11 protein-coding genes are annotated in these 13,837 nt (G+C 69.8%); 6 read left to right on the forward strand and 5 right to left on the reverse strand.

Annotated features, from left to right (window positions below):
- Window positions 1–76 precede the first annotated feature (76 nt).
- The 4 genes from A5655_RS03825 to A5655_RS03840 are packed head-to-tail and all read left to right on the forward strand — an operon-like array spanning window position 77 to window position 5,451.
- Complete coding sequence (locus A5655_RS03825; RefSeq protein WP_067005726.1) at window positions 77–1,054, forward strand: ABC transporter permease; 978 nt, start codon at window positions 77–79, stop codon at window positions 1,052–1,054.
- Window positions 1,051–1,956: an ABC transporter permease gene (locus A5655_RS03830; RefSeq protein ID WP_067005728.1), complete on the forward strand. Its 906-nt coding sequence runs from the start codon at window positions 1,051–1,053 to the stop codon at window positions 1,954–1,956. The genes A5655_RS03825 and A5655_RS03830 overlap by 4 nt, the downstream gene beginning before the upstream one ends.
- A complete protein-coding gene (locus A5655_RS03835; protein ID WP_067005731.1) occupies window positions 1,953–3,794 on the forward strand; it encodes an ABC transporter ATP-binding protein in 1,842 nt (613 codons plus the stop codon). Before A5655_RS03830 ends, A5655_RS03835 begins: the two co-directional genes overlap by 4 nt.
- A complete protein-coding gene (locus A5655_RS03840) occupies window positions 3,787–5,451 on the forward strand; it encodes an ABC transporter family substrate-binding protein (protein ID WP_067005733.1) in 1,665 nt (554 codons plus the stop codon). The genes A5655_RS03835 and A5655_RS03840 overlap by 8 nt, the downstream gene beginning before the upstream one ends.
- Here A5655_RS03840 and A5655_RS03845 read toward each other — a convergent pair.
- From A5655_RS03845 to A5655_RS03855, 3 genes are read right to left on the reverse strand one after another with little or no spacing between them, the layout of a single operon-like run.
- A complete protein-coding gene (locus A5655_RS03845) occupies window positions 5,438–6,691 on the reverse strand; it encodes an alpha/beta hydrolase (RefSeq protein ID WP_067005735.1) in 1,254 nt (417 codons plus the stop codon). The two genes, A5655_RS03840 and A5655_RS03845, sit on opposite strands and share 14 nt — an antisense overlap.
- Window positions 6,692–6,728: 37 nt before the next feature.
- Window positions 6,729–9,356, reverse strand: coding sequence for an ATP-binding protein (locus A5655_RS03850; protein ID WP_067005737.1), 2,628 nt, complete (start codon window positions 9,354–9,356; stop codon window positions 6,729–6,731).
- Window positions 9,353–10,495 carry an exonuclease SbcCD subunit D gene (locus A5655_RS03855; protein ID WP_067005739.1) on the reverse strand — a complete coding sequence of 381 codons (1,143 nt, stop codon included), beginning with the start codon at window positions 10,493–10,495 and terminating at the stop codon, window positions 9,353–9,355. The genes A5655_RS03850 and A5655_RS03855 overlap by 4 nt, the downstream gene beginning before the upstream one ends.
- Before the next feature lie 249 nt (window positions 10,496–10,744).
- Here A5655_RS03855 and A5655_RS03860 point away from each other — a divergent pair, with 249 nt between their 5' ends.
- Both A5655_RS03860 and A5655_RS03865 read left to right on the forward strand, forming a co-directional pair.
- Window positions 10,745–12,130: an HNH endonuclease signature motif containing protein gene (locus tag A5655_RS03860; protein ID WP_067005741.1), complete on the forward strand. Its 1,386-nt coding sequence runs from the start codon at window positions 10,745–10,747 to the stop codon at window positions 12,128–12,130.
- 60 nt (window positions 12,131–12,190) lie between these two features.
- Window positions 12,191–12,679: a histidine phosphatase family protein gene (locus A5655_RS03865; protein WP_156764679.1), complete on the forward strand. Its 489-nt coding sequence runs from the start codon at window positions 12,191–12,193 to the stop codon at window positions 12,677–12,679.
- Between the two features lies 1 nt (window position 12,680).
- On the opposite strand, the gene A5655_RS03870 is transcribed toward A5655_RS03865, so the two are convergent.
- Both A5655_RS03870 and A5655_RS03875 read right to left on the reverse strand, forming a co-directional pair.
- The gene (locus A5655_RS03870) at window positions 12,681–13,226 is read right to left on the reverse strand and encodes a DUF3558 domain-containing protein (RefSeq protein ID WP_067005745.1); all 546 of its coding nucleotides are present in this window, start codon (window positions 13,224–13,226) and stop codon (window positions 12,681–12,683) included.
- Window positions 13,223–13,789, reverse strand: coding sequence for a DUF3558 domain-containing protein (locus A5655_RS03875; RefSeq protein WP_369807164.1), 567 nt, complete (start codon window positions 13,787–13,789; stop codon window positions 13,223–13,225). Before A5655_RS03875 ends, A5655_RS03870 begins: the two co-directional genes overlap by 4 nt.
- Between the last annotated feature and the right edge of the window lie 48 nt (window positions 13,790–13,837).

A 13,837-nucleotide genomic window follows, 5' to 3' on the forward strand; every position in this document is an offset into this window, starting at 1 on the left:
TGAAAATCGGCCGGATCACAAGGACGAGCACGGCTGGTTAACCTGTCCCAATGCGGAACGGGCGGCTCGGTCGGGCATGATTCGCTTCCTCGCGCGCCGGTTGCTCAACTACATCGTGCTGCTGGCGCTGGCGTCGTTTCTGACCTACTGCCTGACCTCGGTGGCCTTCTCGCCGCTGGACAGCCTGCTGCAGCGCAACCCGCGCCCGCCGCAGGCCGTCATCGACGCCAAGGCCCACGCGCTCGGCCTGGACAAGCCGATACCGATCCGGTACGCGAACTGGGCCTCGCACGTCGCCCGCGGCGACTTCGGCACCACCATCACCGGACAGCCCGTCGCCGCCACGCTGTGGCGCCGGGTCGGGGTCAGCCTGCGGCTGCTGGTCGTCGGCTCCGTGGTGGGCACCGTGCTGGGCATCGTCGCCGGGGCGTGGGGCGCGATCCGCCAGTACCGGCTGAGCGACCGCGTCGTCACCCTGCTGGCGCTGCTCGTGCTGAGCACCCCCTCGTTCGTCATCGCCAACCTGCTGATCCTGGGTGCGCTGCGGACCAACTGGGCCGTCGGCGTGCATCTCTTCGACTACACCGGCGAGACCTCTCCGGGGGTGCCGGGCGGGTTCTGGCCGCAGCTGGTGGACCGGCTGCGGCACCTGATCCTGCCGACGCTGACGCTGGCGCTGATGGGCGCCGCGGGATACAGCCGCTATCAGCGCAACGCGATGCTCGACGTCCTCGGGCAGGACTTCATTCGCACCGCCCGCGCCAAGGGGCTGACCCGGCGGCGCGCGCTGTTCAAGCACGGGCTGCGCACCGCGCTGATACCGCTGGCCACACTGTTCGCCTACGGGGTGGCCGGGCTGGTCGTCGGGGCCGTGTTCGTCGAGAAGATCTTCGGCTGGCACGGCATGGGCGAATGGCTGGTGCAGGGCATTACGGCCCAGGACACCAACATCATCGCGGCGATCACGCTGTTCTCCGGCACGGTGGTGTTGCTGGCCGGCCTGCTGTCCGACGTCTTCTACGCGGCGCTCGATCCGAGGGTGCGCGTCTCATGACCTCTGAAGTGTCTGCGGCGCAGGGGGTTTCGCGCCCGGAGGGGTTCGCCTCACGCCGGACGTTGGTGCTGCGGCGGTTCGGGCGCAACCGGCTCGCGGTGGCGTCGCTGACGCTGCTGGTGCTGCTGTTCGTCGGCTGCTACGCGCTGCCCTCGCTGCTGCCCTACTCTTACGACGACCTCGATTTCAACGCGCTGCTGCAGCCGCCGAACACCCGGCACTGGCTCGGCACCAACGCGATGGGCCAGGACCTGTTGGCGCAGATCCTGCGGGGCATGCAGAAGTCGATGCTGATCGGCGTCTGCGTGGCGTTCATCTCCACCGGCATCGCCGCGACCGTCGGGTCGGTCGCCGGCTATTTCGGCGGATGGCGAGACCGGGCGCTGATGTGGGTGGTCGACCTGCTGCTGGTCGTGCCCAGCTTCATCCTGATCGCGATCCTCACGCCGCGGGTGAAGAAGTCGTCCAGCGTCCTGCTGCTGGTGCTGCTGCTGGCCGCGTTCGGCTGGATGATCAGCTCGCGCATGGTCCGCGGCATGACCATGAGCCTGCGTGAGCGCGAATTCATCCGCGCCGCACGGTATATGGGGGTCTCCAGCCGCCGGATCATCGTCGGCCACGTGGTGCCCAACGTGGCGTCCATCCTGATCATCGACGCCGCGCTAAACGTCGCGTCGGCCATCCTGGCCGAGACCGGCCTGAGCTTCCTCGGTTTCGGGATCCAGCCGCCCGACGTGTCGCTGGGCACGCTGATCGCCAACGGCACCCAGTCCGCGACCACCTTCCCGTGGGTGTTCCTGTTCCCGGCCGGGGTCCTGGTGCTGATCCTGGTGTGCGCCAACCTGACCGGCGACGGGCTGCGCGACGCGCTCGACCCGGGCAGCGGGATGGGTCGGGGATGAGCCACCTGCTGGAGGTTTCCGACCTGGCCGTCACGTTCCCGACCGAAGGCCAGCCGGTGACCGCGGTGCGCGGCATCAGCTACCGCATCGAGCCGGGCGAAGTCGTGGCCATGGTCGGCGAATCGGGTTCGGGCAAGTCCGTGTCGGCGATGGCGGTGGTGGGGCTGCTGCCGGAGTACGCGCGCGTGCGCGGTTCGGTCCGGTTGCAGGGCACCGAGCTGCTGGGACTCGGCGACGACGCGATGTCACGGTTGCGCGGCAAGACGGTCGGCATGGTGTTCCAGGATCCGATGTCCGCGCTGACGCCGGTGTACACCGTCGGCGACCAGATCGCCGAGGCGATCGAGGTGCACCAGCCGCGCGTCGGCCGTGGCGCCGCCCGCCGGCGCGCGGTCGAACTGCTTGAGCTGGTTGGCATCTCGCAGCCCGAGCGGCGCGCCCGGGCGTTTCCGCACGAGCTGTCCGGCGGCGAGCGGCAGCGCGTCGTCATCGCGATCGCGATCGCCAACGATCCGGACCTGTTGATCTGCGACGAGCCCACCACCGCGCTGGACGTCACCGTGCAGGCGCAGATCCTCGAGGTGCTCAAGACCGCCCGCGACGTCACGGGCGCGGGGGTGCTCATCATCACCCACGACCTAGGCGTCGTCGCCGAGTTCGCCGACCGGGCGCTGGTGATGTACGCCGGCCGGGTGGTGGAATCGGCCGGCGTGAGCGACCTCTACCGCGCCCGCCAGATGCCTTACACGGTTGGGCTGTTGGGTTCGGTCCCCCGACTGGACGCCGCGCAGGGCACCCGGCTGGTGCCCATCCCCGGCGCGCCGCCGTCCCTCGCCGGGCTCGATCCGGGATGCCCGTTCGCGCCGCGCTGCCCGCTGGCCATCGACGAATGCCGCGCCGCCGAACCGGAATTGATCGAGGTCTCTGTCGATCATCGGGCCGCCTGCATCCGCACCGATCAGGTCGGCGATCGCAGCGCCGCGGACATCTACGGGGTCAACACCTCGGCGCGCATCGAGGCGGCTCCCGGTGACTCCTCGGTCGTGGTTCGGGTGCGCGATCTGGTCAAGACCTACCGGCTGACCAAGGGCGTGGTGTTCCGCCGCGCCGTCGGTGAGGTCCGCGCCGTCGACGGCATCAGCTTCGAGCTGCGACAGGGCCGGACGCTGGGCATCGTCGGCGAGTCGGGTTCGGGCAAGTCGACGACCCTGCACGAGATACTGGAACTGGTTGCGCCGCAGTCCGGTTCGATCGAAGTGCTGGGCAACGATGTCGCCTCGTTGAACCCGGCGCGGCGGCGCGAGCTGCGCCGTGACATCCAGGTCGTGTTCCAGGATCCGGTGGCGTCGCTGGATCCGCGGCTGCCCGTCTTCGAGCTGCTCGCCGAGCCGTTGCGGGCCAACGGCTTCGACAAGACCGCCACGTTCGCGCGGGTCGCCGAGCTGCTCGAGATCGTCGGCCTGCGCCGCGCGGACGCGACCCGCTACCCGGCCGAGTTCTCCGGCGGGCAGAAGCAGCGCATCGGCATCGCGCGGGCGCTGGCGCTGCAGCCGAAGATCCTTGCCCTCGACGAGCCGGTGTCCGCCCTCGACGTCTCCATCCAGGCCGGGATCATCAACCTGCTGCTCGACCTGCAGGAGCGGTTCGGGCTGTCGTATCTGTTCGTCTCCCATGACCTTTCGGTGGTCAAACACCTGGCGCACGACGTGGCGGTGATGTACGCCGGCGCCATCGTGGAGCAGGGCGACAGCGAGCAGCTGTTCGCCAATCCGCAGCACGATTACACGCGGCGGCTGCTGGGCGCGGTGCCGCAACCGGATCCGGGGAAATATGTCTAGGGTAGCGGTGCTGCTGCTGGTCGCCGGGTTGGTGCTGACCGGATGCTCGCCGGCCATCGACCTCACACCCACGACGGGCAACAAGGCCTCGATCGGCACCACCAGCGACCTCAACCCGCGCGACCCCGCGACACTGCAGGACGGCGGCAACCTGCGGCTCTCGCTCAGCGACTTTCCGCCGAACTTCAACATCCTCAGCATCGACGGCAACTCGGCCGAGGTCGCCTCGATGATGAAGGCGACGTTGCCGCGGGCGTTCGTCATCGGGCCGGACGGTTCGACCACCGTCGACACCGACTACTTCACCAGCGTCGAGCTCACCGGGACCAACCCGCAGGTGGTCACCTACACCATCAACCCCAAGGCGGTGTGGTCCGACGGTACGCCGATCACCTGGCAGGACATCGCCAGCCAGATCCACGCCCTGTCCGGCGTCGACAAGGCCTTCGAGATCGCGGGATTCAGCGGCGCCGACCGCGTCGCGTCGGTGACGCGGGGGGTCGACGACCGGCAGGCCATCATGACGTTCGCCAAGCCGTACGCCGAGTGGCGCGGCATGTTCGCCGGCAACGGCATGCTGCTGCCGGCGAGCATGACCGCCACGCCGGAGGTGTTCAACAAGGGCCAGCTGGAGGGGCCGGGCCCGACGGCGGGTCCGTTCATCGTGTCCTCGCTGGACCGCACCACGCAGCGAATCGTGTTGACCCGCAACCCGAAATGGTGGGGGGCGCGGCCGCGGCTGGACAGCATCACCTACCTGGTGCTCGACGACGCGGCCCGGATACCGGCGCTGCAGAACAACACGATCGACGCGGCCGGGATCGGCACCGTCGACCAGCTGACGATCGCGCAACGGACCAAGGGCATTTCGATACGGCGCGCCCCCGCGCCGAGCTGGTCACACTTCACCTTCAACGGCGCCCACGGGGCGATCCTGGAAGACAAGGCATTACGGGTCGCCGTGGCCAAGGGCATCGACCGGCAGACCATCGCCAAGGTCGTCCAGTACGGCCTCACCAGCAACCCGGTGGCGCTGGGCAACCACATCTACGTCGCCGGGCAGCAGGGCTACCAGGACAACAGCTCTGTCGTGCCGTACGACCCGGCCGCGGCGAGCCGGGAGCTCGATGCCCTGGGGTGGAAGCTCAACGGACAGTTCCGGGAACGTGACGGCCGCCAGCTGGTCATCCGCGACCTGTTCTACGACGCGCAGGGCAGCAAGGTGTTCGCGCAGATCGCCCAGCACAGCCTCGCGCAGATCGGCGTCAAGCTCGAGCTCGTCGCGCGTTCCGGCAGCGGCTTTTTCACCAACTACGTCAACGTCGGGGCGTTCGACATGGCGCAGTTCGGCTGGCTCGGCGACGCGTTCCCGCTCTCGTCGCTGACGCAGATCTACCAGTCCGACGGGGCGAGCAACTTCGGCAAGATCGGCAGCCCGGAGATCGACGCCGCGATCGAGCGCACGCTGGAAGAGCTCGATCCCGCCAAGGCGCAGGCGCTCGCCAACGACCTCGACAAGCTCATCTGGGCGGAGGGATTCAGCCTGCCGCTCACGCAGTCCCCCGGTGACGTCGCGGTGCGCAGCACGCTGGCGAATTTCGGCGCGGCCGGCCTCGGCGACCTGAACTACACCGCGATCGGGTTCATCCGGACCTGAGCCGCCGCCGCGACATCGTCGGGACCCGCAGCGCCGGAAGCGCTCCCTCGGCGATGGCGGCGAGCTCGATCGCCTTCCACAGCAAGCGAACCGACGGCCGCGGCGGGAGCTCGTCCAGCGCCGGCGCCTGGGCGGCCAGGCCCTCGAATTCACGGCGGCACACTGCGCCGGCGATGGCCAGGGCCGCGGGCTCGCGAAAGTCCAGCGCGCTGTGGGCCATGGTGGGAAGCTTGAGCAGCTGTGCGTTGGGAATCAGGGATGCGACCCGCTGGGCGACCGGGGGCGGCGTGATGAGATCGCGGCCGCCGGAGATCACCGCGGTGGGCCAGCCGAAGCTCGGCATTTCGGCGGGTAGGTCGTAGGGTTCGTCCTCGAAAGTCGCCGTCTGGGTTCGGTTTTCCCGCTCGGCGACGGCGGGGTCGAGCGGCAGGCCGTCGGGCTCGGCGGCGTAGTCGAGTTCGCGGAACGCGATGCGGCTCACCAGGTCTTCCTCGTAGCGGTACGGCAGGTTGGAGAGGGTCGCGAATCGGGATAACGCCCACCACAACACCTTTCGGTCGTCGAGCAGCAGGTCGAGTTGCCGGTCGAGGAGGGCGGCCCCGCCGTGGCCGTAGACCGTGGCGACCACCTGGGTGGCCGCCGCCGTCATGACGCCGGCGTCGACGAGTTTGCGGACTTTCGGTGCGAGCGGGGCGGTTTCGGGGCTGTCCCCTCGGAGCAGCAGCCGGCGGATCGCGCGGCGCACGATCACGATGTCGTGCCGCGACAGCAGCGGCGAATCGAGGACCATCGCCCGCACCCGGCCGGGGTGGCGCACGCCGACCCCGGCGGCGATGTAGGTGCCGTACGACGTTCCGTAGATGACGGCCGTCTCTACGCGGGCATCGTCGAGCACGGCGGCCACGTCGTCGACGACCTGATTGACGGTGAGGGCGTCGGGCGGCAGGTCGGCGCCGGAGTCGTCGTGGCGCGACATCCCAACGCCGCGATGCTCGATCATGATGACGTCGAGGCCCGCAGCGGCGACCCGGCGCCGCAGCCCCCGGTACATCTGGACCGACGCGACGCCCGGTCCTCCCGGGATGATCACCAGCGGGTGGTCGGACTTGCGGCCGCCGCGCACGTAGTAGAGATCGAACTCTTCGGCGCTAGCCGGCGACACCGGCCGGCGCACCGCCCGCACACCGGGCGATGCCGCCAGCTTTTCCTGCTGCCGACGCCGTTTCGAGTTCATGGTCATAGCGCTCCACAAGACAGATACCGTCGAGCGCTACATGCTAAACGTTGAGGTCGATCCGGTGCGCGTCCGGGACACCGTCGTAACGGTCGGGGCTGCACGTCAGCACGATCACCTGGCCGTGCGCGCCGACGGTGTCGAACACCTGCCCCATCTTGGCCAGGCGGTCGGGATCGGTGAAACCCAGCGCGTCGTCGACCACCACGGGGACGCTGTCCTCCTTGGCGACCAGGGCGGCGCCGGCCAGCCTCGCCAGGATGCCGAGCTGCTCCTTGGCGCCGCCGGACAGCGATTCGTAGGGCACCGTGACGCCGTTCAGCGTGCGGCTGCGGATGCACAGGTCGCTGTCGATGTCGACCTCGAAGCTGGGGCCGAACACCGGGCGGCCGAGGCGCTGCAGTTCGGTGCGATAGGGCTCGACGTAGCGCTGCCGGGTGGTGTCGCGGTGGCGTGTCATCACCGAGCGCAACAGCTGGGCTGCCCGTGCCCGGCTGCCGATCCGGGCGTGTTGGCTGGCGGCGTGCTCGCGTTCGGTCTGCGCGGCGTCCAGTTTGCCCTGGCGGCCCTCGCTGCCGAAAACCGAGAGTTCGATGCCGATTTCGCGCATCGCGCGGGCGGCGTCTTCGTATTGGTCGCGCAGCGCGTCCGCTTCCTGGGTGGCGGCGGACAGCTCGGCGGTGACCCCGTCCGGCGCGGCGGCCGCGAGCTCGTCGGCGAGCTCGGTGACGCGCCGCTCGGCGGCTCGGGTTGCGTCGCACGCGGCCTGCGCGGCCGACGCGAGGTCCTCGTCGCTCACCTCCGCGCGCTCCCGGGCCAGCCGGTCGGTGGCGGTGGCCAGCTCGGCGCGGTGACTGTCCAGCTGGTTCTGGGAAACCGTTGCGCGGGTTGACGACTCGGCGAGCGCCGCATCTGCTGTTGATGCGGCGCGGCGGCGTTGTTCGCATTCGGCGGCCGCGGCTTGCCGGGCGGCCTCGGCGGCGTCCAGTTCGGCGCGGGCGGCCTTGGGGTCCTTGGGGTCCGTTGCCAGGCCGGGGTCGGCCGGGTGATCGGCGCGCAGCTGCGCCAGCCGCGACCGCATGTCGTCGACGTCTTCGTCGCCGCACAGCCCGGACACGGTGGCGTCCAATTGGTCGCGGCCGCCCTGCAGTTCGCGGCGGCGCTGGTCGGCGGACCGCGCCGACGCGAGGTCCGGCACATCGGCGTCTTTCAGCGCTTTCGTGAATTCTTCTTGCGCCGCGGCGTATTTGGCTTGGATGTCGAGCGTCGTCGCGCCGGGGGTGACCCGCGCGGTCAGCACGCCGGGCAGCTCGACGGTGGTGGGGCCGGTCGCGGTGATCGACCAGCTCTGGCCGGCGGGCAGTTCTAGACGTTGGTCGCCGATGGCGAGCTCGATGTCGGCGACGGCGGTGAATTCCACCGCGGCCGACGTCAACGCCAGCTGCCCGCCGATGAGGTCGACGGCGGCGGCGGCGTTTTCGATTCGCCGCAGCGACTCCTCGGTGATCTTGACCGCCGCGAGCTCCGCGCAGACGCGGTCGCGGTCGCGCTGGAGGGCGGCGATCTTGGCCAACCGGGCGCCGAGCCGGTCGGCCTCCTCTCGGGCGGCGAGCTGGTCGAGGGCGCGCCGCGCGGATTCGGCGCGGTGTTGCAGGTCGGCCAGGAGTTGGACGGCTCCCTCGACGGCTTCGCGGGCGGCCTGCGCGTCGGCCGCCGCCGTTTCGCGCGCTTGGGCGGCCTGCTGCGCGTCGGCCTCGGCGGCGGCGACGCTCGCGGTGCGGGTTTCGATTGCGGTGAGCAGGCGCGCGCGCCCGTCGTGGGCGGCGGTGGCCGCGGCGCTGGTGGCGGCCGCGGCGTCGGCGATCAGCCCGGCCTCGCGGGCTTGGTTGGTCAGTTCGGCGATCCGCTCGGCGGCGCGCTGCGCGGCGGCGAGGCGGGGGCCGACGGCGGCGCGCCGCTGGGACAGGTCGGCCACCCGCTCGGTCAGGTCCGCGTGGCGACGCACGCGGTCGTCGACCTCGGCCACCGCCGCCGTCCATTCGGCGACGGCGGCCTCGGCGTCGTCGAGGTGTTTGATCGCGGTGGCCCACTCGCCGGTGGGCCGTCCGGTCGGGGTGAAGTAGCGGCCGTATTCGGCGTCGATCCGCTCGATGAGCAGCGGCTCGTGGCCGGACAGCGCCGCGGCGTCACCCGCGGCCACGTCGAGCGCTCGCGACAGCGCGTCGCAGCCGGACAGGTCCACCGCGGCTGTCGACGTGGCCTGCAACACCCGTTGGGCGTGCCAGAGGTCGTTGTCGACCGTCTCGGCCAGCATCGCCCGGACCCGTTCGTGGGCTTCGTCGCCGGTGAGCTGTTCGCGGCGCGGCGTCAGCACCGTCAGCTCCGTCTCGCACTTCTTGTGGAACCGCTTGCGGTAGACGAAACGATAAGGCCCGCAGCTGATTTCGGCGCTCACCTCGGAGCCGACGTCGCTGTGGGTCGGCTTGACCTGCTTGACTTCCTTTTTCGTGGAGCGGTCCCGGGATTCCAGCAGCAGGTCGAGCGCCTCGATCATCGAGGATTTGCCGATCTCGTTGGCGCCGTGGACCACCACGACGCCGTGGTCGGGGAACTCGATGTCGCGGTGGGCGATGCCGCGGTAGTTGGTGAGGACGAGGCGGTGCAGCTTCACGCGGCGCCCCGATCGGCGAGGCGCAGCAACAGGGCCAGCGCCGCCTGCGCGTCGGCGGTCTGCTCGGAGTCGGCGTCGCGCGCCGTGACCACCAGCTCGTCGACGGCCGAGGCGGCGAACCCGCCGATGCCGAGGTCGGTGAACTCGCCGTCGGCGGGGACCACCGCCAGGTCGGTGTGGCTGTCCCAGGTGCGCAGGTGGGCGAACAGCCGCGCGTACCGGTCCAGGCACGCGTCGAGGGCGGCGCGGTCGGTGACCGTCAACGATCCGGTGAGCGCTAACCGCACGACGGTCCGGTCCTTGTCGGTCATGAGGTCGAGGTTCATGTCGAGGTCGGCGATGTCGCGGCTGGTGTCGACCTGGCGGTGCAGGGTGACGAAGCGCCAGCGCCCGACGTGCCGGGGCGCGACAGTGACGTTTTTGCTCTCGTCGACGTCGACGACGAGCACGTGACCGGGGTCCGATTCGACGTCGTCGAAGTTGGTGACCTCCGGCGAGCCGGAGTACCAGACCCGGCCGCTGTCGCCGACCTTGGTGAGCGAGTGCTTGTCCCCCAGCGCCACGTAGTGGACGACGCCTCGCTGGAGCGCGTTCTCAAGTGTTGCGAGCCGGATCAGCGAGGGCTTGTCGCGGTCGGGGTCCAGGACGTCGACGCCGCCGTGCGCGACGAGGATGCGGGTCGTTGGGCTAGGCGTGAGGCCGTCGAGGACCTCGGCGACCAGGTCGGTGGTCGGGGCCTTGGAGCGCCATGGGGCGGCGACGATCTCGAGCCCGGGCCTGATCTCGTGGACGCCGGCCCGATCGAGGACGGTGACGTTGTCGGGGCGTTCGGCGGTGAACAGCGCGCCGGTGTACACCGACGACGCGTCGAGCGGGTCGTGATTGCCGGGGAGCAGGTAGACGGGAATCCCTATGGCGCGCATGGCTTCCAGGGATTGTCCGATCACCCGCGGGTCGAGTTGGTTGTGCTCGAAGACGTCGCCGGCGACGACGACGAACTCGGCGCCAACCTCCGACGCCAGCGCGCCCAGCCCGGCCACCGCGTCGCGGCGCGCGGCCGAATACCGCGGCTGGGCGTCGCCGGCGAGGAAGTGCCGGGTCATGCCCAGTTGCCAGTCGGCGGTGTGCAGGAATCGCATCCGGCGGACCCCCTTTCGAGTCGTGGCTATCAGGGCACCGCGAAGTCTAGGACCGCCGACCGACAAGACGCGGGACCTCGTTCGGCAGGTCTGCCGGTATTGGGACGGCGGGGGTGTCGACGGCGTCGGACGCCGCAACGATTCGTTGAGTGTTGCACCATGGATGCGTTTTCAAAAAACTTGCGCCACTTTGGTTTCAGGCGTCCCAGGGCGGCCGTTTTTGTCGGTGGGCGTGGTTAGTTTCGGGGCATGGCTGACGGTGGTATCGATCGCGAGGGGCGCGCGGCGGCTCTCGATGCCGTGGACGCCGCGTTCGACCGGCTCGGCGAGTTCGACTGTGAAGCCTTGCCGACCCCCGAACACCTTGCCTTGTTGGAACGCTTCGAACGCTGGCGCCGACGCATCCCGGCCTTCGAACACCCGGTGATCAATGCCGTGGCCCGCCAGGCCACCGCCGAGGAGTTGGGCGGCAAGCTCTCCCATGCGATCGCCGAGGCCACGCTGATCACCCGCGCCGAGGCCTCGCGGCGCATCAAGGAGGCCGCCGATCTGGGTCCGCGCCACGGCCTGACCGGTGAGCGGTTGGCGCCGGTGTTGGCCGCGACGGCCGCGGCCCAACGCGACGGCACCCTGGGGACCGGCCAGGTCGCGGTGATCCGCAAGTTCTGGCACGAGCTGCCCGGCTGGATCGACCAGGCCACCCGCGAGCAGGTCGAAGCGAAGTTGGCCCACGAGGGCACCCGGTTTCGTCCCGAACAACTGGGCGCGCTGGCCGACACGGTCGCCGACTGCCTCAACCCCGACGGCAACTACACCGACGCCGACCGGGCGCGGCGGCGCGGGCTGACCTTGGGCAACCAACAATCCGACGGGATGTCAGAGCTACGCGCGCGGATCACCCCCGAACTGCGCGCCACCCTCGAAGCCGTCTTGGCCAAGCTGGCCGCCCCCGGCATGTGCAACCCGAACGACGACACGCCGTGCGTGGACGCAACACCCGCCCAAGAGGCCATCGACAACGACTCCCGCTCGGCCTCCCAACGCAACCACGACGCAATGCTGGCCGCGCTGCGCGCGCTGCTCGCGTCGGGCAAACTGGGCCAGCACAACGGGCTGCCCGCCTCGATCATCCTCACCACCACCCTGGCCGAACTCGAAGCGGCGGCCGGCCGCGCCCTGACCGGCGGCGGAAGCATCTTGCCGATGAGCGACGTCATCCGCCTGGCCCGCCATGCCCGGCATTATTTGGCGATCTTCGACAAAGGCAAAACCCTGGCGCTGTATAGCACCAAACGGCTGGCCTCCCCCGCCCAACGAATCGTCCTGTACGCCAAAGACCGCGGCTGCACCGCACCCGGATGCACCGTGCCCGGCTACTACAGCGAAGTCCACCACGTCACCGACTACGCCCAATGCCACACCACCGACATCAACGACCTCACCTTCGCCTGCGGCGCCCAGCACCGCATGCTCAACCCCGACGGCTGGAGCACCCGCAAAAACACCAAAGGCGAAACCGAATGGATACCGCCGCCGCATTTGGATAGGGGTCAACCCAGAACCAACAACTACTGGCACCCCGAAAAGCTCCTTCGCCGCGAGGAAGGAGGCGAAGACGACGACGACGCGGCGTAGCGATCTTGGTTCCGTGTTGACTAGCGTGAGCCCGTGAGCGAACGGCACACGCTGCTGCTGATGCGGCACGCGAAATCCGACTACCCGGATGGCGTCCCCGATCATGACCGGCCGTTGGCGCCGCGCGGCATCAGGGAGGCCGGGCTGGCCGGGGACTGGTTGCGCGCCAACGTCCCCGCCGTCGACGCCGTGCTGTGCTCAACCGCGACGCGGGCGCGGCAGACGCTGGACAGGACCGGGATCGGCGCCCCGGTTCGCTACAGCGAGCGCCTGTACGGCGCCACCCCGGGGACGATGATCGAGGAGATCAACGGGACGGCCGACGACGTCGGCACGCTGCTGGTCATCGGGCACGAGCCGACGATGTCGGGGCTGGCGCTCGTCCTGGCCGCCGACGCCCCGGCTGACCAAGGCACGGACATCGCTGCGCTGGAACGCATTTCGGCGAAGTTCCCCACGTCGGCGATCGCGGTGCTCGCGGTGCCCGGCGGGTGGCAGGGACTCGAGCCGGGCCGGGCCGCGCTGACCGGGTTCGAAATTCCCCGCTAGCTCACGAGTTGGTGGACAGCGTCAGCTCCATCAGCTTGAGCGCCTGCCCGCAGGCATCGATGCCGGGCACCTGGGGGTTGACCCACCAGCCGACGACGCCCGCCGCATTGCTCGCCACGCCGCACGCGCCGTTCGGATCGTCGGGGCGCATCACGATGGACTCGATGCCCGCGATCGAGCGGTTCTCGACCTTGTACTTGAGGAAGTCGGCGACCTTGCGCTCCTCGCCCAGGCTGCCCTGCTCAAACCAGAACCGGGTGATGTCGATCAGCCCGGCCGGGTTGGCCGCCTGCCACCGGCAGATGGCCCCGACGAACGTGCTTTGAATGTCAAGCGGATCGGCGCCGACGGTCTTGGCCAGGATGTCGGTGGTCAACACCTCGCACTCCTTGAGCAGGTTCGGATACTGCTGCTGAGAGTTGTTGTTGCGCGGCGGGTTGCCGCCCGCCTTGATCGCGTTGCCCCCGATGGACCTCGAGCAGCCGCTCAACACCAACAGCGCGGCGAACACCACCACCACGCAGGCACGCACGGTTCGTCGGCTCATTTGGAGTTCGCAATCGACTGACGGGCCAGTTCCTTCGCGATGTCGCACGGCGGCGGGAACGGCTTCTGGCTGAAGCTCACCGACCATTCGATGAAGTCGTCCTGGAACTGGATGCCCACCTCGCAGAGCGAGTCGCCCAGGTTGGGCTCGTTGCCGACGGCGATGAAGCCGCCGTGGCCGTTGATGTTGATGTCGTCGACGCTGGCGCGCGACAGTTCCTCGGTCTTGCGCTCGCGTCCGATCGGGCTGCCGCGGTACCAGGAAAACGAGAAGTGCGGGCCGAGAATCCCGCCGCCCGCCAGCCATTGGCACCCGACCGAGTTCCGGGCGGTGTTCACCAGCCCGGTCACCTTGGTCAGCTCCGCCACGGTCTGATCGTTGACGCCGCCGCATTGCGGGAACATCGGCCCGTGGTGGCCCTCCCCGTTGCCCGGCGTCGACGACGCCGTCGCTCCCGGCTTGTTGTCGCCGGAACCCGAGCAACCCGCGATCGTCGGGATCAGAATCGCCAAGGCCGACGCCACGAGAGCCAGCGCCCTCGCGCCTCGCCTTCTGCTCGTCACACGATGCACTGTAGCGGCAGCGCGGGGGCCAACCGCTGACGCCGCGCC

Source organism: Mycobacterium sp. 1081908.1, assembly GCF_001673535.1.
Taxonomy (GTDB): domain Bacteria; phylum Actinomycetota; class Actinomycetes; order Mycobacteriales; family Mycobacteriaceae; genus Mycobacterium.